This is a genomic window from Mucilaginibacter celer (assembly GCF_003576455.2).
Classification (GTDB): domain Bacteria; phylum Bacteroidota; class Bacteroidia; order Sphingobacteriales; family Sphingobacteriaceae; genus Mucilaginibacter; species Mucilaginibacter celer.
In genome coordinates this window covers 2,884,316-2,904,791 of the sequence record NZ_CP032869.1, presented here as the reverse complement: position 1 = coordinate 2,904,791, position 20,476 = coordinate 2,884,316, and the positions used below count along the sequence as shown (strand labels likewise).

General features: G+C 41.5%; 20 protein-coding genes. 4 read left to right on the top strand and 16 right to left on the bottom strand.

Annotated features, from left to right (window positions below; genetic code table 11):
• Nucleotides 1-90: 90 nt before the first annotated feature.
• Together HYN43_RS11420 and HYN43_RS11415 are read right to left on the bottom strand one after the other, a co-directional pair.
• The gene (locus HYN43_RS11420; RefSeq protein WP_119409470.1) at nucleotides 91-1,266 is read right to left on the bottom strand and encodes a glycosyltransferase family 2 protein; all 1,176 of its coding nucleotides are present in this window, start codon (nucleotides 1,264-1,266) and stop codon (nucleotides 91-93) included.
• Nucleotides 1,263-2,186 carry a glycosyltransferase family 2 protein gene (locus HYN43_RS11415; RefSeq protein WP_119409469.1) on the bottom strand — a complete coding sequence of 308 codons (924 nt, stop codon included), beginning with the start codon at nucleotides 2,184-2,186 and terminating at the stop codon, nucleotides 1,263-1,265. The genes HYN43_RS11420 and HYN43_RS11415 overlap by 4 nt, the downstream gene beginning before the upstream one ends.
• An 80-nt stretch (nucleotides 2,187-2,266) precedes the next feature.
• Here HYN43_RS11415 and HYN43_RS11410 point away from each other — a divergent pair, with 80 nt between their 5' ends.
• The 4 genes from HYN43_RS11410 to HYN43_RS11395 are packed head-to-tail and all read left to right on the top strand — an operon-like array spanning nucleotide 2,267 to nucleotide 4,816.
• The gene (locus HYN43_RS11410) at nucleotides 2,267-2,767 is read left to right on the top strand and encodes a hypothetical protein (RefSeq protein ID WP_119409468.1); all 501 of its coding nucleotides are present in this window, start codon (nucleotides 2,267-2,269) and stop codon (nucleotides 2,765-2,767) included.
• Between the two features lie 12 nt (nucleotides 2,768-2,779).
• Complete coding sequence (locus tag HYN43_RS11405; RefSeq protein WP_119409467.1) at nucleotides 2,780-3,919, top strand: fused response regulator/phosphatase; 1,140 nt, start codon at nucleotides 2,780-2,782, stop codon at nucleotides 3,917-3,919.
• Complete coding sequence (locus HYN43_RS11400) at nucleotides 3,920-4,255, top strand: STAS domain-containing protein (protein WP_119409466.1); 336 nt, start codon at nucleotides 3,920-3,922, stop codon at nucleotides 4,253-4,255.
• A 12-nt stretch (nucleotides 4,256-4,267) separates the two neighbouring features.
• Nucleotides 4,268-4,816: a hypothetical protein gene (locus HYN43_RS11395; RefSeq protein ID WP_119409465.1), complete on the top strand. Its 549-nt coding sequence runs from the start codon at nucleotides 4,268-4,270 to the stop codon at nucleotides 4,814-4,816.
• A gap of 13 nt (nucleotides 4,817-4,829) precedes the next feature.
• Here the strand turns inward: HYN43_RS11395 and HYN43_RS11390 are convergent, their stop codons facing one another.
• From HYN43_RS11390 to HYN43_RS11330, 14 genes are all read right to left on the bottom strand, one after another.
• A complete protein-coding gene (locus tag HYN43_RS11390; RefSeq protein WP_162996425.1) occupies nucleotides 4,830-5,972 on the bottom strand; it encodes an acyltransferase family protein in 1,143 nt (380 codons plus the stop codon).
• Between the two features lie 91 nt (nucleotides 5,973-6,063).
• Nucleotides 6,064-8,718 carry a non-ribosomal peptide synthetase gene (locus HYN43_RS11385; RefSeq protein WP_119409463.1) on the bottom strand — a complete coding sequence of 885 codons (2,655 nt, stop codon included), beginning with the start codon at nucleotides 8,716-8,718 and terminating at the stop codon, nucleotides 6,064-6,066.
• A 64-nt stretch (nucleotides 8,719-8,782) separates the two neighbouring features.
• A complete protein-coding gene (locus HYN43_RS11380; protein WP_119409462.1) occupies nucleotides 8,783-10,006 on the bottom strand; it encodes a glycosyltransferase family 2 protein in 1,224 nt (407 codons plus the stop codon).
• A 63-nt stretch (nucleotides 10,007-10,069) separates the two neighbouring features.
• A complete protein-coding gene (locus tag HYN43_RS11375; protein WP_119409461.1) occupies nucleotides 10,070-11,287 on the bottom strand; it encodes a glycosyltransferase family protein in 1,218 nt (405 codons plus the stop codon).
• Between the two features lie 9 nt (nucleotides 11,288-11,296).
• Entirely contained in the window at nucleotides 11,297-12,640 is a 1,344-nt protein-coding gene (locus tag HYN43_RS11370) for an oligosaccharide flippase family protein (protein ID WP_119409460.1), read from the bottom strand.
• Nucleotides 12,641-12,649: 9 nt separating this feature from the next.
• The gene (locus tag HYN43_RS30880; protein WP_119409459.1) at nucleotides 12,650-13,264 is read right to left on the bottom strand and encodes an acyltransferase; all 615 of its coding nucleotides are present in this window, start codon (nucleotides 13,262-13,264) and stop codon (nucleotides 12,650-12,652) included.
• 4 nt (nucleotides 13,265-13,268) lie between these two features.
• Nucleotides 13,269-14,780, bottom strand: coding sequence for an O-antigen ligase family protein (locus HYN43_RS11360; RefSeq protein ID WP_119409458.1), 1,512 nt, complete (start codon nucleotides 14,778-14,780; stop codon nucleotides 13,269-13,271).
• 27 nt (nucleotides 14,781-14,807) lie between these two features.
• Entirely contained in the window at nucleotides 14,808-14,945 is a 138-nt protein-coding gene (locus HYN43_RS30290; protein WP_162996424.1) for a hypothetical protein, read from the bottom strand.
• Between the two features lie 58 nt (nucleotides 14,946-15,003).
• Nucleotides 15,004-17,157 (bottom strand): exopolysaccharide transport family protein, encoded by a 2,154-nt coding sequence (locus HYN43_RS11355; protein WP_119409457.1) that lies wholly within the window; start codon nucleotides 17,155-17,157, stop codon nucleotides 15,004-15,006.
• A 3-nt stretch (nucleotides 17,158-17,160) separates the two neighbouring features.
• Complete coding sequence (locus HYN43_RS11350) at nucleotides 17,161-17,844, bottom strand: TolC family protein (protein WP_119409456.1); 684 nt, start codon at nucleotides 17,842-17,844, stop codon at nucleotides 17,161-17,163.
• Nucleotides 17,845-17,849: 5 nt separating this feature from the next.
• On the bottom strand, nucleotides 17,850-18,938 hold the full coding sequence (locus HYN43_RS11345) for a sugar transferase (protein ID WP_119409455.1): 1,089 nt from the start codon (nucleotides 18,936-18,938) through the stop codon (nucleotides 17,850-17,852).
• A complete protein-coding gene (locus HYN43_RS11340; RefSeq protein ID WP_119409454.1) occupies nucleotides 18,919-19,305 on the bottom strand; it encodes a response regulator in 387 nt (128 codons plus the stop codon). Before HYN43_RS11340 ends, HYN43_RS11345 begins: the two co-directional genes overlap by 20 nt.
• 423 nt (nucleotides 19,306-19,728) lie before the next feature.
• Nucleotides 19,729-20,118: a VOC family protein gene (locus HYN43_RS11335; protein ID WP_119409453.1), complete on the bottom strand. Its 390-nt coding sequence runs from the start codon at nucleotides 20,116-20,118 to the stop codon at nucleotides 19,729-19,731.
• A gap of 57 nt (nucleotides 20,119-20,175) precedes the next feature.
• Nucleotides 20,176-20,397, bottom strand: a complete 222-nt coding sequence (locus tag HYN43_RS11330; protein WP_245447255.1) for a hypothetical protein — start codon at nucleotides 20,395-20,397, stop codon at nucleotides 20,176-20,178.
• Nucleotides 20,398-20,476 lie beyond the last annotated feature (79 nt).

Sequence of the window (20,476 nt, the reverse complement as noted above, 5' to 3'; positions counted from 1 at the left end):
CCATTTATCCGGAATTATTTTGCGGTTTTTATTTATTCGTTAAAAGAATAAATTATTAAATAATTCCGGATTTAACTTATCCTCAATGCTTTATTGTTTACGCTGCACTTTCTCCCAAACGGCGCTTTGCTTTTTGCCAAAATAACGGATAATGCCGGCCAGCACGGCGTAGTTCATTACGCAAAAGTAGTAAGGAATAAAGAGTACCTTGATACGCAGCTGTCGTTTTTCCATAAGTAGCCCAAGCAATGCCATAAGGTAAAACAATACCTGTGCCAATAACAGTATTTGCATGGCCGTTTCGCCGGGTTTAAGGGCAAGTACTACTGTTAAAATTAAAGAGAGGATAAGCAGGAAGGGTGTAACCGTCCACCGTAATACACGGTGACTGATATACTGGAATGAAAGTATAGGATAAGAAAATGGGTTAAACAGTTTTTTGAGCCTTAATATAGATTGAATGCCGCCCGCTGCTATCCTCACTTTTCGCTTTAACTCTTCCGATACATTTTCGGATGCAGTTTCGGTGGCATAGGCATCGGGTTCGTAAATAATGCGGTAGCCTTTGGCGGCTATCAGCATCGAGATCATAAAATCATCCAGCACAGTATCAGGCTCAACAGGCTGATACAATGAACGACGTACACTAAAAAGTTCGCCGGCTGCGCCAACTACTGAGTATAATTCCGAATCCCACTTTTTTAAGGCCGATTCATATTTCCAGTAAAAGCCTTCGCCAGCGGCACTCGCATCGGCGTTTTCGTCAATGTGCACACGTTTTTCGCCGGCTACGGCACCAACGGTGGCATCGCTGTAATGGCGGCAAATTTTAATGAGGGCATCTTTATTTAAAAAGGTATTGGCATCGGTAAATACAACTGCATCGGTATCAACATACTCCATTGCGCGGTGTACGGCGGCTATTTTGCCGGCACGTTCCGGCTTGTGCAGTAATTGAATCTGCGGATAGCGCGCAATCACCTCCGGCGTTTTATCTGATGAGCCGTCGGTAACAAAAAGCAGTTTCAGCTTACCTTCGGGATAGTTAAGTGCCAGCGTGTTTTGAATTTTTTGCTCCATGTAGTACTCTTCGTTGTAAGCAGCTACAATGAGGGTGCAAGTGGGTAGCAGGTCGGCATTTTCGTCAACAGCGGGCTTGCGGCCCTTAACAGCACGTTTTATTTTTATAATAATGTACAGAAAAATTCCGTACCCGGCAAAGGTGTAAAAAACAATGAACAGGCTAATGAATAAAATTATTTTCATGCTATAGTCTTAATAGGATATCCCAGATCGCTGCTGTTTTTTGAATGTGTAAAATTCCACCAAACTGCTTTTAAAAGCATCGGTATAAAATCGTATTGTTTGTCTTTAATGTAACTAACCAGGTTGCGGGGCACTACCAGCAACAGGAAATAAAAATAAAAGAAGATCTTTTTGAACAATGGCGCGTTCCTACGGATAAAAAGGATGCGGTTGCGGTTCATGAAATACTCTTTCAGCTTGCTTTTTTTACCTACCGAGACTGATTCTTTATGATAGATTAAAGCCTCGGTACATACCCAGGCCTTAAACCCGGCGCGAATAATATGTTCGCACCAGTCAACCTCTTCATAATATAAAAAGAAGTTTTCGTTCATCATACCGGCTTTTTCAATGGCTTCCTTCCTGATCATCATGGCTGCGCCATGGCAGTAGGCCGTAGGGGCGGTTATATGATCATACTGGCCTTCATCTTTTTGTTTGAGGCCGATGCAGCTGTTACGGGCAGTATAATAATTCATGGGGGTGTAACCTGCGTATTGGATCAGCTGTTTATCGATGAAATAATTGATTTTGGGCGAGATCATACCCACGGCATCATTGCTATCCAATACGTTAACCAGGGTTGCAACCAGCCCGGGGGTGAACTCGGTATCGTTATTCACCATAAAAATATAATCGCCCGTGGCCGATTTAAGACCAAGGTTGTTGCCGCCGGCGAAACCCAGATTTATCTCCGAGCGTATAAAAATAATACCGGGGTATTTTGTAATCCAATCTGGCACGGGATTTACCTTGCTGGCATTGTCGACAACAATTACCTCGAGATTGGTATAAGTGTTTGTTTTTTCGATTGATGATAACAGTTCTTCGGTAACGGCAGGCTGGTTAAAATTTACGGTAACTACAGATACTTTTTTCATCTATAAAGGTGTTATTATCAATATTGCCTTTTTACGACTAATATGAGCAAAAGTTAATTATAATACATCAATTAATTCCTGTGAAGAGTGAACAAATAAACAACAACGATTTATTGCTTGATGTAAAAGTAAACGAGCTGGTATTACTACTTCAAAGCGGCGATCTTGATAAGGAACATATCAAAGCCGCCCAGCAAAAAATAAACAACGCTATTGATACGCTGCCTGCGCAACAAAGTTTCGATGCTTTTAAGGAACTTGACGGAGCCCAGGACCGCCTTGCAATGGTAACTAACCTTGAATTGCTGCTTACCCAACACCAGGTGGATAGCAGGCAATCAAAAAAATACCTGCTGCACGAAAAAGTAAAGCGTGTAGTATTGATTGCTATTGCAATTACAATGGCTGTACTGGGTCTGGCCATGATTATTATGCCCGCACCACCATATTTTGAAATGTTTACCATATTTTACTTTTCTAAAGACGATGGTATAACTTTAATGGATGTAATATCCGTATTAATACTGTTAACAGGCGTATATTTGTTTTTGAACGCCGTTTTAAAAAAAGCCAATCCCTGATACCTTTGAATTATGTCGAAATCAAAAAAAATACTACTGGTTGATGATAGCCCCCTTATTTTAAAAATCATAGGCCAGGCGTTAGAAAAAGATGGTTTCGATTGCCTGAAGGCGGCCAATGTACAGGATGCAATGGAGCATCTTAAAAATGAGATCCCCGATCTGATCCTGTCCGACTACCAGATGCCTGATATTGACGGCTTTGCCTTCAGGCAAAGCTTAATGGGTATTCCCGAATATCGCAATATCCCTTTCATGTTTTTAACCTCCATTGCCGATCACGACCGGATGCTGGAAGGGATGAACATGGAAGTGATTGATTATATTATCAAAGATACGCCGATAGCCTTTGTTATCTCCAAAATAAACAATTTCTTAAACAGCATCCGCGAGCGGCACGAACGCACCATTAAAGAACTAAGTACCGCCGCTATGGCGCTTAATTTGTATTCTATTCCGCAGGATGCACCATCTGTCGATGGGTTTGATATTCATTTCTGGCACCGCTCATACCAAAACTATCCCGGTGGCGATTTTATTGACCTGATCACCATTGATGATAAATACACTTTTATTATCCTGGGCGATGTGATGGGTAAAAAGTGGGGTGCCTGGTTTTTTTCGTTCGGCTATCTGAGTTATATCCGTGCGGCGGTAAGGTTATGTGTGTCGGAAGGCGATCTGTCAACCAAAAGCATCATGCAAAAAATTAACCAGGTAATTTATCATGATCCGGTGGTGAGTGGGTTACTATCCACGCTATCACTCATCATGATAAATGCCGAAACAGAAGCTATCAGTTATACAGGTGCCGGCGACCTGCCGTTGTTTTTTTATGATCATGCAAAAAGCACACTTAACAAGATAAGCTCGGCAGGCCTGCTGTTAGGCGTTAGTAAAGATGGTGGTTTTGACGAACATATATTTACCATGCTGCCCGGCGACCAGCTGCTGATGATAACCGACGGCATGATTGATAAGGAAACCACCCGGGGCAAGAAAACTGATCTAAAAGGTTTTGAAAGCGAATTGCTAAGCCATCTGGGTAAGCCCGATTCGTTTACAGACATGAAAGAGAACGGCTTTTTAAACAAAAAAGCCAAAGAACAAATTGACGATTGCAGTTTAATATTTATTCAAAAAAACAGCTAAATGATATTACTGGCAAGTGCGCTTGGCAATGCTTTATTGGCCACTGTACAAATAAAGGAAGGAAATATGGTTTTGGCCGAGGAATTTAAAACAGAATTGCTAAATTTAATTGATGATAACAACAAGTACATTATTGTAAATTTTGAGCGCGTTATTTATGTTGATAGTTCTTTTTTAGGCGCTTTGGTATCGGCACTGAAACATGCTATGAATAAAGGTGCAGACATAGCCGTAGTGGGATTAAATAAAGATATCAAATCGCTTTTTCAATTGGTACGATTAGATAAGGTGTTCAGGATTTATGCAACAGCACAACAGGCGTTAAACGGGGCATAACCAATTATTACCTTGAAAAAGTTTGTTTTTAATAATGAAACCGAAGGGATTTATCCATTAACCCTTCAAATTACCGACTATATTAAAAATATAGCTGAGCAATTTATTGACGAGGATGTGAGTTTCAGGGTGCGTACTATCCTGATCGAATTACTCACCAACTCGCTCAAACACCATAGCGAACAAACTACACTTATCGAGGTTTCGCTTAAAAACAATAAACTCTCCATCAAAAAATTGGACAAGGGGCAACCCTTCCAGATCAAAACCCGCCAGTACCTGTTAAAATGGCCCCTCCCGCTTGATGTTTTAAAAAAGAATGAGATAGCTGTTTACGGCGACGACTTCGGTACCCTGAAAGGCCGGCTTAAAAACAGCAATAAGCTTGAGTTTTATACCGAAGATGTTGATGTACAATATGTTGACAGGGAAGTGATAAAAGGCCTTAACGAGCATTACGGGCTTATGATTATAACCCGCGCCAGCGATGTGTTTAATTATGAATATAAGCCGGGTACAGGTGCCAATAACTTTACATCGATAATACAACTGGGTAACTAATAACGCCGTTAGTTTATTGCGTTATCTTCTGGAAGCGCTTTTTAATATTCAAAAAAGGTTTTTCATATCCGAAGTAGGTGAGGGAAGCTATTCCGATAGCGCAGGAAATGGTAGCCACGTAAATCACTACGTTTTGAATTAACAAATTACTTTGGGGCATATAGGTATGTACCAGGTATAATATTAAAAACAAAGGGTACTTATGCATTAAGTATATTCCGTAGGAGATTTGCCCCACGTAACCCAGTTTTTTATTTTTTATAGTGAAAATACTGGTTTCAGATTGGCAGAGGTTAACGATAACCAATGATGATAGTATGGCAAGCGGCACATCGCCGTGCCCCATATCGTAATCAAGATAGGAATATATATATCCAATAAGCAGTATGTAAAGTATTACCTGGGTGCCGGGTTTAAACAATAGGTTGAATAAGGATTGGGCTCTAAATTTAAAAGTGGGGTGCAGGGTGTTATGATATAATATAGCCACCGCAGCCCCGATCATCATATTATCAAACCTGGCATAGTAAAAAAACTGGCTAAAAAGCCTCCAGATAATATCTGTGTGTTTGAGGAAGTGCATACTTACCTGTATTGACCATATTAACAGGATAAAAACAACGAAAGCATAAAGAATCTTCTTTGTATTTTTTATCCTGAAAAAATGAGGATGAAAAATATAAAACTGCTCTTCCGTACCTATCGACCAGATTGGGTTAAATATATCGGGCAGCATCCGGAGGCAAAATGCCAGGTTAGGCAAAAAGAATATTGATAGCCATAAAGCTGTAGACGAGCCGTGCCGCGGGTAAACAAAAAAACCGATTACAACAAGCAAAAAGTACAAGGGCCAGATTCTGAGCATTCGGCGGATATAAAAATCCTTGAAGTTTACTGCAGAAAAATTTCGCCGCTCTTCGAGCAACAAATAGGTGATGAGAAACCCACTTAATGAAAAAAAGATAGTAACCCCGGTTTTACCAAAATTAAGAATATTGATATAGGGGATTCTGTCTATCCGAAAATCAACTTTATGCAGCTCGATGTGCGATATTACAACCATCAGGGCGGCAATAGCCCTTACGCCGTTTAAGTTGGCGAAGTATACTTTTGCTTTACCTGATGGCTTTGTATCTTTTTCGGTAGTTTTCTCCATAGTTAACATCGCCGCTTAAGCTAAATATAGCTTAAAGTTTTAATATGCCCGGCATGTTTATTATGCATTTAATTTAATAGTAGTTTTTGCTTTATTTTTTGGCTACGCGATCGAGGCATTTTTGTAATACTTCGGCAAATTCCTTATCGTTTGGCGGTGCAAAAATGGTATTATGCTCGCCCGGAATTTCGTGTACGTTAACGCCTTTTTTGGCAAAAGGTGTCCAGCCTAAAAACTCAAAATCTTCCATGTAAAAGGTGCGCTTTTTAGCCCGGAATAAATCAAGCGTGATATCCAGCGGTTTTAAAACATAGTTGCGTAATGCTTTTTCGCTGGCTTCGTCAATTTCGTTATCGTAGGCAAAAAAGCCTTCTCTTTTTTGGCCGCTTTTAAAAACTTTCCAGTACAGTTTTATTAACTGGCGTTTAAGCATCAGGCCTTTATATTCAATGGTGCGTTTCGGGTCTTCAGCAAGTAACACAAAGCTGTGTGCAAATTTTTTGGTACCTAAAATGGCTTTGCTTACCGCTTTTTTAGCGGCGCTGTCGTTTACAGTTGAGCGCTCGGCGTAGGTGTCAAACATGGCTACCATTTTCACTTCTTTGCCTGCGGCTATTAACTGGTTAGCCATTTCGTAAGCTATAATACCGCCCAAAGAGTAGCCGGCCAAAGCATAAGGCCCTTCCGGGTTTTTAGCAACAATTTCGGCAATGTAGTTGGCGGCAATTTCCTCCATTACATCAAGCGGCTCATCAATACCGTTCAAACCGCGGGCCTGTAAGCCGTAAACGGGTTGCTCGGCATCCATATTCATGGCTAATGCATTAAACAGCAACACGTTTAAACCGGCACCATGTACAATGTACAAAGGCATTTTGCTGCCGGTAGGTTTTATCGGTACTAACGATTCCCAACTGATCACTTCATCACCTTCCAACCTTTTCGCCAATTTCTGAATAGTTGCATGTTCAAACAGGGTAGCAAGCGGCAGGCGTTTACCGGTTTCCTGTTCAATAGCCGCCATAATTTTTACAGCAACCAGCGAGCGGCCACCCAGTTCAAAAAAGTTATCGAGGATACTGATCTTCTCAATCCCCATATTTTGCTGCCATATTTTGGCAACCAGTTTTTCATTATCAGTACCCGGCTCAACAAATTCCCCTTCGCGGTATATAATATTATAATCGGGTTTGGGTAGAGCCTTGCGGTCTATTTTTCCGTTTGGTGTAATCGGGATAGCTTCCATCACCACAAAATCGTCTGGTACCATGTATTCGGGCAGTACTTCCAATAGCCCTTTTTGCCATGCATCGAACTGGTTTTTAAGTTCGATGCCTTCTTTTGCCTCGGGCGTAATCACATAGGCCACGAGGCGCGGCATGCCGGGAGTGTCTTCGCGGGCTATCACAACGGCCTGTTTAATATTGCCTTGTTTTAACAGGTTTTGCTCAATTTCTTCCAGCTCGATCCGGTAACCGCGCACTTTAACCTGGTGATCAATACGGCCAAGGCAAACTATTTCTCCATCCTGCCTGATCTTGCCCAAATCGCCGGTGCGGTACATGCGGGCATTTTCATCGGCCGAGAAAATATCTTTTATAAAACGCTCTGCTGATAATTCTTCGCGGTTCAGGTAACCAACGGCTACACCATCACCACCAATCAAAATTTCGCCTATCGAACCATCGGTTAAATTATTCAGTTGTTCATCAACAATATAAATCTGGGTATTGGCAACGGGGGTACCAATGGTGATATCCTCGTCGCTGGTGATTTGTTTAATGGTTGAATAGATAGTAGTTTCAGTCGGGCCGTACAGGTTCCAGATCTCGCTTGTTTTAGGCAACAACTGTGTAGCCAGGTCTTTTGGAAATGCCTCGCCGCCACAATAAATTTTCAGATCTATTTTACTGTCCCAGCCAGATGCCAGCATCATACGCCAGGTGAAGGGAGTAGCCTGCATTACCGTTACGTTTTCGGCTTTTACCAAATCAAGCAACGCACGACCATCTTTTGCCGTTGCCGAATCGGCAAGCAATAATTCGGCTCCGGTTATCAATGGCAGGTATAAATCCAAACCGGCAATATCAAATGATATGGTGGTAACAGCCAGTACTTTATCTGCCGGCGTTAAGCCTGGCCTTGATTGCTGGCAGCTCAATAAAAAGTTGACGAGGTTAAAATGGCGGATCTGTACACCCTTAGGTTTACCTGTCGAGCCTGATGTATAAAGAATATACGCAAGGTCTTCGCCAATAACACCGCTTTCAGGTTCAACTGCAGGGTAATCGGGGAATTTTTCTAACGCTGCTTCAATTAAAACTTCTTTGGCATTGGCGGCGAAGTGATTTTGATATTTTTCGGATGTGATCAGGATTTTTGCTGATGAATCTTCCAGCATAAATTCAATCCTGTCTTTTGGATAATCTGGATCAAGCGGTACATAAGCGGCACCGGTTTTCATAACAGCCAACAGCGAGATCACCATTTCGGGCGAGCGATCAAGCGCCACGCCGGCAACATCGCCGCGTTTAAGGCCCTGGTCAACCAGGTAACCGGCAAGTTTGTTGGCGGCATCATTAAGTGCCTTATAAGTAAATACCCTGTCGTGAAACTTAAGGGCAATTTTATCAGGATTTTGTGCAGCAGCAGCTGCAGTTAAATGGATCAGCGCTTTTTCTTTTGGATATGCTACGGCTGTATCGTTTAAAGCGTTTATTGCATCGGTATTTAAAGGAGCATCCATAAGTATTTTTGTTAGCTGTTAATTGCTGGTTTGGTTAATTGTTAATTTTACTACACTAATTTATTTACACATTTGCCTGATCTTTAATTTCTTCGGGCACAGCCTCCTGTGCGGCGTGATCATGTGGTGTGTGGATAAACTTTTTGTTGGCACCCTTTAATTTAAACAGGAGCAGGAACATGGTAATAAAAATAAGGGGCAGCTTCAGCATAGCCTCTAAAAGTTTTCCGTTATAGAACGATGTTGGTATGGCAACAATAATACCAAGATAACAGGCAATGGTAGCGTAAAGCCATAAGTGCCAATCCGGACCGATACCCGGGGTTAAAAATGAGATAAACAACATCACGGGCATCAACCCAAGCATCAGTACGCGGGGCAGGATAGCCATCTGGTAAATCTCGTTCACATAATCAAAATTGCCACGGAAGAACTGGGCCGGGGCGGTGGCACCATATTTTTTTAGCAGGTTAAATTGTGCCGAAAGCCAGCGTTTACGTTGTTTTTCGAATACGGCGGGGTTACTTACCTTTTCGTCGTAGATGTAAGCTTTTTCGGCATAGGCAACATGGATCTTATCGCGGGTAAGCAGCAGCCCCATCTCTTTATCAAAACCACCAACTGCATCAATCCTCGACATTACATTTACAAACAGTTGAAACTCCAACGCCATTCCGGAGCCGATGATTGCCGCTGAAAACTTGAATAACTGCTGCGATTTTCTGAAAATATGATTGTTAACTTCTTCACTTACAGCATCAAGTACAGCCACCTGCGTGTTTGAGTTTTTTGCTACGCGATGGCCCTGTACTACGCGGTGTCCCGCCTGCAGGTAGTTGTTGATCTCGTGCAAATAATCCGGAGCGGCAATGTTATCGATATCAAAAACAACGGCAGCGTCAAAACCCACGGCCGTGTTTTCAATAGCTTTATTCAGGGCTTTTGATTTGGTGCTGGTTTCAAAAACAACCTCAACCACCTGTAAAGGCATCTGCTTTAATTTGGCAATGGTTTCGGGTTTTAACGAATCGGCAATTACGCAAACATGGAATTTATCTTTCGGATAATCGATAGTGAGGGCAGCGGCAGCCGAGTTTAAAATAATTTCATCTTCTTTATAAGCACAGATATAAAGGATAAAATTACTGAGCTGCGTTGCTACCGGCGGTTGCTTAATGGGAATTAATTTCCCCAATGCTGAGAATACAAACAGGTACAGGCTATATACCCCAAGGTATATAAAAAGTACAATTGCCACTACCGATGCAATAAGTTTAATGATTTCCATGTGTTGTGATGATAAAATCCCTGTTTTGTTAATTATTAGTAAAAGGGTGTCCTCTGTAATGAATTAACCTTTCTGCTTATTATTCAAATTTGTTGCCAGCAGGTTTTTTATTTCAGTTATACGGTGTTCCCAGGTATTTTGTGATGCTACATTTAATCTTTTTTGTTGCAGCCATGGCGTATCATTTAACGATAGGTTAATAGCTGCCGTAAACTCCTCTGCGTTTTTACAAATGTGCACCGTATCGCCGGTAAACTCTTCCAGGTCGGCGTTAAAATCGCTTATCACAACCGGCCTTCCCGATCCTAAGTATTCAAACAGTTTAAGCGGAAATATTGAGCTGCTTACATCATCTTTTTTAAAAGGGATAATGGCCACATCAAATCCCTTTAATACCGCCGGCAATTGCTCATAAGGTACCGATCCTTTTTTGAAAATATTGGGCGCATCAAAAGCCGGGTTATTTTCATAATCTATATCTACGGGGCCAACAAAAACAAAGTTTTTATCGGGGTTCTGTTTTAATAAATTGGTGAGCAAATCATAATCTATCCTCCGTTCAATATTGCCAAAATAACCAATAATGGGCTTCCGGACATCCGACAGGATCTCCGCAACCGGCAGCATAGGGTCAAGTGCCTTTTGGCTGTGGCTGATGTTGGCTGCGTTTGGTACAAAATAGGAGTTAGGGTTAAGTTTAGCTTTAATGTTGCTTAGCTCCTTGCTGGTGCAAATCACCATATCCATATCTTTTACCAAAATATCTTCGGATATTAAACCATGGCGGGTTTGATATTCCTCAATTAACGGATCGACGCAATGATATACTTTAAGCAAGGGCTGCAGTTTAAGCAGGCGATGCATAGTTGGGTAATAAAAAGCGTACGAGTTGATAAAAATATAATCGGTAATGCCCAGGTTTTTAATCACCTTGTTAAGCCGGCCGACTACAATCCATTCGTTAACCTTTAGCGCCATCCGGTATATTTTACCCTCGGGCAACGAATTAATGGACGGAACGGGAGGCGAAATGATGATTTTTAAATTAGGGATCTCCGTTTGAATAAAACTATCTGTCGAGGAAAAAAAATGGGGCTTGCGGGCCTTGTAGCCGGGTGTATCTTTAAACTGAACGTAATCCTTCCAGGTATACGGCCTGTCTACATAATACACATAGTTATCCTTAGCCAAATGCTTGGCCATGGTGTAGTTTGTAGATTCGAGTCGGCTATCAAACTGCATTTGCGAAAATATAACGATATGCTGGTTCTTAAGCTCCATGGTAGTAGGTTATTCTGTTAGTTGTTTTCCTTTAATTTTTTGCAATACCACAGCAATCAACTCTTTAAGTTCGATATAGCCTAAAACAAAAATGTCGGATATTTTAAATTGAAGATGCTTTTTAAGTGCCCAATAGCCAAATATGGCTCCCGAGAAAAATGTAAAAATAGAAGCAACTGCCACCGCATACAGGCTGTGGAAGATGAAGATACCGGTAAAATCGCCAACCACGTTTACTGTAAGCATCAGGAACACTTTTATCATGTTTAAATGCGGTTTGCCTATGATATCGAGTGTGATACCAAAAAACCTGTCAATAGGCAGCAGCATTACGTAACACATAAAAATACGGAAGATGTTGCCTGCATCTGAGTGATAGTACTTGGCGCCGAATATTAACCCGATAATCAGATCGGCACCGGCAAAGCATATTATGGCTATAGGGGTGAGCGCCATGGTAAGCATACCTGCATACTTTTTCATGATATAGGTAACATACTTTTTATCGTCGCGCTGTACAGCTGCCGACATGGCCGGAAGTGCGGTTGAGATAAAGGCCCTTAGCGGAATTTCAAAGATTTCCATTAATCTTTGCGGGATATAATAAACCGCCAGCAAATCAGGACTAAACATCGGTTTTACAATAAGCGTATCCGAACTGCGGAGCAGGTACGAACTGATGGAAGTACCCACGCTGTATTTACCAAAGTGCGCCATCTCTTTAATTGTAGCCCAGCTTTTTGCGGCAATGGTTTTAACCTTAGCCCAGCCTATAATAATACAAATGATACTGCTGAGCAGGTTTGCTGCGAAGTACGAGTAGATAGTGGTGTTAAAATCCGACCGCCCCATAAAGGCAAGGATAACCACCAGGATAAGAAAGCCGCCCTGGTTCATCAGCTGTAAAATAAACATCTTATCAAACCGCTCTTCGGCCTGCAAAATCCATAAACTTACGGCAGATGGAAGTGTACAATAATAGATGAGACTGAACCATTTAAGGGTAACTACTATATCAGGGTCGGTGCCCGGATAAACAAGATATATCAGCAGGTTTACAACAGCAAATACAGTAGTAATTAAAAAACCCAGGTACCAGGTAGACCCGGATATGTTGCGCATCCGCTCGGGCGTGGAACCCGAATAAAATTTGATGAGCGATGTTTGCAGGAAACCGGTGCGAAAAGTATCAGCCAGTGTAAAAATAATCAGGAAGAACACATAGTTACCAAACGCTCCTTTACTTAAGCGATGAGCAAGCAGCGAAAGTATCACCATCCCCAAAACCGGCAACACCGCGTTGGTGGCTAACGAAAGTGTGTGTTTGTTTATCAGTTTTTTAAATAAACTCATGGTTGCCTTTTACGCTTTTTCCCAGGTTTGTGTTGTGAAATTGTATTGTTTAATCACTTTTGCCGGGTTGCCCACAGCAACCGAATAGGGGGGGATATCGCGCGTAACCACGCTGCCTGCACCAATTACCGAATGTTTGCCAATAGTTACACCTGCGGTTACTGTGCAGTTGGCACCTATCCAAACATTATCATCAATGGTTATTTGTTTAGTGGTAACTTTTTGGTGCCTTGGGGATATGGTTACATCCTGGTAGCCGTGGTTCAGGCCCGATATCACCACGTGCTGGGCCGTCATACTAAAATTGCCTATTTTAACGGGGCCAATCACTACGTTGCCAATACCAATACCGGTACCCTCGCCAATAAAAACGTCGCCTACGCCGTTATTGATCACTGCAAAATCCTCTATAATACTTTTGGCACCCAGTGAAAATTTATTGAAGGGAAACAGGTCCATGCGTGAGTTAAACCGCACTACGCTTCCTTTGCCCCTGTGATGAAAAAAACGGTTCAGGATTAGCCTTACCCAAAGCCGCGGCCGCGATTGCCCGGTGGGGATCAGCATCCAGTGCACCAGTTTTTTAAGCTTTGGGTTTGATTTTATGGAGGATACTATCGACATCGGCTTAATTAATTATTACAGCTTCGGTTTTGTTTAACTGTTTTAGTTGCTCCTGTTCCTGATCGTCAATACGTTTGCAAACTACCAGTATGGATATGGCCAGGTAAAACAGGATGTTTGATGGGTATTGAACGAGTGCCTGCTGCGGAAAGTTGCCGATATTAAAGGCAAAAAGTATCAGCAGCATAGCCAGGCAGTAATTTTTGAGTGTGGGATTTTTGACGCTGAAATAATAGTTGATTCCCGTTTTAAGTACTATAAAAAACAAGGTGCAGAATAGCAGGAGGCCCAGCCAGCCCATCTCAACCGAAACCCGCACATAACCACTATCCGGCGGAAATTTGGCCAGCATGGAGTTTGGCGAAAATCGCCTGCCCCATACACCAACCGAACCAAGCCCGCCGCCAATGGGGTGCGAAAGGATAAACGGTTTTATTTTTTTCTGATTTTCGGCACGTACGTTATAAGATGGATCGTCGGACGGGTTAAATGCCGTTTGGAAGCGTTTGATAAGCGGATTTGAGGTTGGCATCACAATTAAAACGCCAAGCATTGCACCGGCTATCAAAGTAAAAGTGAGTACCCTCCTGTTAAAATTAATTACTGCCAGCATAGACAGCGCACCGGGGATTAATACATAAGCGGCCCTGGTACCCGAATAAAGCATCACGTATAAAAAAAACATCGCGGTACAACCCAGTATAATTTTCTTTTTAAGTGGCGGGTTGCCCATAATTAATACTATACAAAGCAGGCTACCAATAACCATGTTGTACGAAAACGTAACCGGATCTGAAAAAATTCCAAACTTACGCATGTGCCCGTTTATAAACAGGAGGCTAACCCGCAACGGATCGGCATAAAGATACTTATGCTCGAAAGGAAGAAAACCGAAGTTTTCCTGCTGAAAAGCTGAGATACCAGCAAGTATATCCAAAAATAACCAAAGCTTTAACAGGGTTTTGATAAATTTTATAGTACGGATCTGGTAAACAAACACAAAGTACATCAGCATAATAAAACCAACGGTACGCACGGTATAAACCCAGGCCAGCCGCGATTCGGCGGAAGGGTTTACAAATTCAAGCAGATTGAAACTCAACCAGGCCAGGATCATATAACTCACAGGGTTTTTAAAATAGGTCCAGTTTCTTTCAGTGCGCTGTTTAATGAAAAAGCCGAGGATGAGCAGGTAGGTGGTTACGTCCATCAGGGTACCGATAGGTACTTCGTCGGGCAAAAACTCGGATACATAGCTGATAAAAAATGCTGCAACAATAAGTGCGCAAATCCCAAATTCGGGATAAACGGTAATGGCAAATACAATAGGCAAACCAATGGTTAAAACCAGCACTGCGCCAAAACCAATAAATTGCAGTTTGTAAGTTAAAAAACTAACAGCCAGGCAGGTAACAAGTAAAACCAGCAAGGCAAAAGGATGCGAAAACTTTTGCACCAGCAAATCCTTCCAAAAGCTGGATTTAATTTTGGTATCGCCTGTTGGTTCGGTTCGCATAAGGTAGTGTAGCCGTTTAACGTAAGTTTACAGGAACAGGATTTTTACCGCCCACACAAATACGCCTATAAAAGCAAACCATATAGTGGCTTTGCGCGTTTTTTTTTGCAGCGGCGTTAAGTCTTCGTACGGATCCTTTTCAATTTCAGGAGGGTCTATTCTCATTTTTAATTATAATTAATGTGAACCCGCCGCTTTGCGGGGCGGTTAAACCACTATCGTTTTATTTGTGCTGATTGTTATAATCAGTTTTGTTAAGTACCCAGCCTGCAAACCTGTTTTCGAGGCCCTTTAAATAGGCAACATGTTGTTTTTGGGTGTTGGTAAGCTTTTTATTGGCTTCAAAAACAGCAATGGTTTTATTGCTGAACAACATCCATTCTTTTGATTTGTTAAGTGCCGTTAATGGTGCGGTATCAATAATAATAACATCATATTTTGTACGGAGCTCGTCAAAACGGTTTTTGGCAAAGGCTTCGTCGCCAATTTCAAGTAGGGTTACATCACTGCCACGGTTACCTATAACTGTTGTGGTAATGCTGCTGATATCCTGCCCGTAAGATGAGCTCTTGAAGAAATCCTCTACATAAACCTGCGGTTGTGCTGTGCCGCTTATGGTAGGGTGATTAAAGTTACCATCAATCAGCAATACTTTTTTGTTAATCATTGAGTAGGAGTAAGCCAGGCTTATAGCCAGCAATGTTTTGCCTTCGGTTGCCTCAATACTGGTTATCGCTAAAACTTTTTCGCCGCGCAATTCCTGGTCAATTTCAAACCTGATGGAGCGGAGCAACTCTTTAAAAGTTTTCATTTTATCCCTGTGCTCTACATCCCAAAGCTTCCGCAAATCAAGTGTTTCGCCCTGAATTTTGTTCAGGTAACCCAATAACGGCAACTGGGTTTTATTAACCAGCTCGGCAGGTGTTTTGATGGTATCATCAATGTAAAACAAAATAAACAGCCAAAAAATACACGCAAATAAACTACCCACAAAACTCAGGATAATGAGCAGCATCTTTTTAGATGGCTGGGCAACATCCGGCACGGCAATCTCCACCTGGATCAGTTTTATCGAAAAGTTTGAACGCAGGTTGGTTTCGTTGTATTTATTCAGTACATCCAAATATTCTTTACCGGCTATATCGATATCAAAATCGTAGGTTTTAACTTTTGCGTCAAATGGTACCAGGCGGGCAAATTTGGCGTTGAGGTTCGCTAATTCGCCGTTTATTGATTTTACACTGTATTTGGCCAGATCGCGCGAAACCTCAAGGGTTAGTTTCTGTTTGATCTGGTCATCTTTGGCTACCAAAGGGTTGGTGATGTATTTATCAGATGAAAGATTGATCTGGCTGGCCAACTGGCTCTGCAACGAATCGAGCTCAACTTTGTACTTGTTGTTAAAACCGCTGCGCACGTATTGATCTTCAAGGATATGTAGTTGCTCCTGGGTTGAAATAATAGCCTGGTTGTATTTGTTGGTTAAGGCCTCAACATATTTGCGGTCATCCGGTGTAAATTTCCGGTCGATGGCGTCGATAGCTCCCTGGTAGGAGATGGCATCTTTATCGGCCTGTAACTTTTTATCGTTATAAACCATAATCTGCCCAAAAATAGCTTTCGATTGCTCGTCGAGGTTCAATACACCGTTTTGAATTTTGTATTGCTGCAGCTCACCCGTTTTTTCGCTCAGGGCCTTACGTTTTTCTTCCAATAAATTCGAAAGGAAGTTTACCGCGTTCGATTCGTTTTGCTTTACGCTTTGCGTATAGTAATCAATAAACTGCTTACAAAGTGTATTAACCAAAAATGCCGAAAGCTGCGGGTTTTCAGAGTCATAACTAACCGAAATAAAATCGCTGCTCTCATCGCGCGCTATCACCAAATCCTTCATCATGCTGCGCTCGTCGTATTTCATCGAGCGCAATAGTTCAATGATCGAATTTTCAGTTTTATCATAAACCGAAAGCGGTTGCAGCCTGGCAAACTTATTTTTTAAAATAGCTAAAGCAGCATCGCGTTCATAAGGGCGCATTTCAAGCAATTCCTTACTTGGCTTGCGGAACGGTGTGTTGCTGCTCAGATCATGGATCATGAGCGAATACGAAACCTGGTCAATCAGCTTTTTTAGCTTCATGATGGCTATCAGGTTGCTAAACTCGCGGTCAACCTGTTGCTCCTGCACGTTGGCAGTGGCATCCTTATCCAGTAAATGGCGCGAGGCATCAATAATGCCAGTAGCTATCTCGGCGTGAGATTCATAAACATCGGGCAGGTTTTTGACAAGAAAGAACGAAATAATAACAAACACCAACGGAATGATGATGATAATATTTCTGTATTTTTTTAGTAGATTAAAAAAGTTGCCTATCTCCATTTTTTACTTAACGTCTTCCAATTTAGTCCCCAACAATTCTTCCAGATTGGTTTTCGCCGTAAATGTCGCTAATTCGGCCTGCACTTTAAAAGAGTTTTGGTTATATAAACTGTTAAGTTGTTCGTTGTAAATCTGAAAAGTTGTTTCCCCTTTTTGGAAAGCGTATTTTAATTGTTTTACCGCGCTCTCGGCATCAATAACCGCGTTCGATCGTAACCTTAACTCGGCCTGGGCCTCAAGGAAGGCAAAATAAAAGCGTTTAACCTGGGCCTCAAGGCTTAGCATATACTCGGCCTGCTGGTATTGCGCCACTTTGTAGGTTTCTTTTGCCTGCCTGATAGTACCCGGCCTTGAAAACAGCTGACCTATATTTAAAGATATGGCTATCTGGTAGCCTTTAAATATAGTTGGCTGCGAAATATTGATGGATGTTTGCGGGCTGTAAATATATGATGCCGTTAAAACATCCAACCATGAAAACGCTGTTGCATTGTAAAGGCCTTTGGCGGCTGCAACCTGGCTTTGCCTGGCCTTAACCTCAGGGTAGTTCTTTTTTGCCGTAGCTATCAGTTTTTCAAGGTAAGGGTAGTTAATATCTTTTATAAACGATGTTTCCTGGGCCTGCACACGGGCGGCTAATAAAATAATGGCAATAAATAAACACGCTGGTTTTAAATTTACAGGCATATAGGTTATACTTTTTCTTTTTGGAACAAGGCAGGCACAGTACCTACAATAATTTTTAAATCTAACCAAACAGAATATTTTTGCGCATAAAAATTATCTAATTTTTTTCGTTCACGCTCAGACATGTCTTCCTTACCGCGTTTGCTGATCTGCCACAGGCCTGTTAAGCCCGCCGGGCCCAAAAAGCGCATCGACCACTCGTTAGATGTAAGCATCTCGGCCTCATAAATTGGCAAAGGCCTGTTACCCACTACCGACATATCGCCACGCAATATATTATATAATTGCGGCAATTCATCAAGGCTCGAATTACGTAAAAAGTTACCCAATTTAGTAATCCGCGGATCGTTTTTAATTTTTACGAAGGCTGCTGTTTTTTCACCGCCCTCGGCTGCATACTGGTTATTTTCGGCCGATAATTTGGCCAATAACTGATCGGCATCGGTACGCATCGACCTGAATTTGTAAAAATCAAACACCTTATAGCCTGTACCCACACGTTTGCTTTTGTAAAACACCGGGCCTTTTGAATCGAGCTTGATTAAAATAGCCACAACCAGCATCACCGGCGAAAGGAACAATAACATACCGCCCGAAATTACGAGGTCGATAAGGCGTTTACCTGCCGGCATTTTGTAGGTTGTATCAACCACTTTTGATAGCTCAAGCAGTTTGGGTTTAATCAGTTTAAACTTCACTAAAAAGTTTAAACGCTCGCGCAGGTCGCTGATGGTAAAAGGAGCGGTGTAAAAATCATGCACCTTTAATTTAATAGCCTTTTGCTTTAAAGTTTTATCGGCCCGCGATGATAACAGTACAATAATTAAACCATTAAGCAGGAAGCTCTTTTTAACTTCTTCAACCAGTTTAATCCACTGTCCTTCGGCGTCAACCTCAACCAGCATAATATCCGGTACCGATAGGATTGACTGCTCGCCCAGGTAATCATTAAGCTGATCGATCGAGCTATTATATTCTATTTTAAAACCTTCGTTTAAGCCAGCCGCAATTACATCTTTAAATTCAGTACCGGCATAAGCTACCCTGATATTTGAACCAGAGCTTTCGTTCCAGTTAGCTGTTTGATGATTCATAAACTTTCAAAACTTTGTTAATGGCTGTTTTTAATGCTTCAGGCTTAAATGGTTTGTGGATATAGGTATCTACGGTAAAGGGCATTTTGCTTACCTGCTCGTCAAGATCATGTGCGGCCGAAAGTAATATTACCGGGATTTCGCGGTAAAAACCGCTGATCTTTACATTTTTAATAAATGATTGTCCGTCAAAATATGGCATCTGTAAATCGGAGATGATGAGTTCGGGCATATTGCCATCTTCAAGCCAGCTAAAAGCTTCGATGCCGTTATTTTTAACTATGATATCGTATTCTTTTGAGAGGATGAAATTGAGCAGTTTTAAAATGCTCAAGTCATCATCAACAATAAGTATAGTTCTTTTCATTTTAAATGGGGTTTGATTTCAGGGAGGAGTGATTGTTTATGATTGTTGATGTTGTATTGAATTTATAATATTCGAAATAAATAGCAATATCGATTTGTTTTGTATTAAATTATCTATTATTAATAACGGTATTTAACAATGATAACCTGTTGCTGCCGTTGGTTAAATATAGCATAAATACTTGCATCATTAACCTAATTTGTTCAGGTAATCTTTATACAATAAACATTCCCGAAACTCAAAAAACTGATGATAAATGGCTTGATTGCCTTTTTTACGTATTTTAAAGGGAATAGTTATATAAATAACCGGTTTTTAACGCAAAGTTAATAGCAGAAAGGAGTATCTGCGAGGAATAAATTCCCGGTGCGGGTAACGGGTATTCCCCAAATTGAGGTGAATAAACAATGGTTTACAGCCGATTTACCTATCGGTTTCCAAAACCGACAAAAAGTTACCGGCCGGATCTTTAAACCAGGCTATCTTCGGCCCTCCGCCCAGAAAAATTCCTTTTTCGTTTGTCTTAAAGTTTTCTTCGTTATATATGATAAACTTAACCCCGCGTGCGCTAAGCTCATCAACTGTTTTTTCAATATCAACAACCGGAAAATTGAGAATGGTGAAAGTGGCAGGGCTATGATTGGGTTTTGTATAAATGAGGATTGAGGCGCCACCTGTTATATTTAAGCGCAACAAACCCTGCATATCCGGAACGTCGCTTACATCTAAACCTAATACATCCGAATAAAAAGTTTTTGCTTTTTCAGTATCATCTACCGAAAAGCCACTAAATGCCTTGCTATCTTTTAACATGATGCCTGAGATTAGTTTATAGTTAAATATACCCGCACCCGGGCCTTATTGTTTGCTTTAATCTGTCAAAACTTCGGCCTTGCAACCCATTTCATTCAAAAAAGTCATTAAAGTTTTTGAACAAAATACACCCTCGTCGCATTGAATACGCAAAATCCGGTCACAATCCTCCAAATCAAAATTGGCTTTGTGGTTATTAAAAGTTTTGTGAATTGCCTCGAGCAGTTTATTAGCCTCGCGACGCCTGCTTACATTGGTTTTAAAAACTTCTACTATCATAAGTTTGGTTTTTAGGCTGCGATATTTATTTGTCGCGAAACCTTATGGTTGCAAATTTAATGAAACCTTTTGGTTGCGC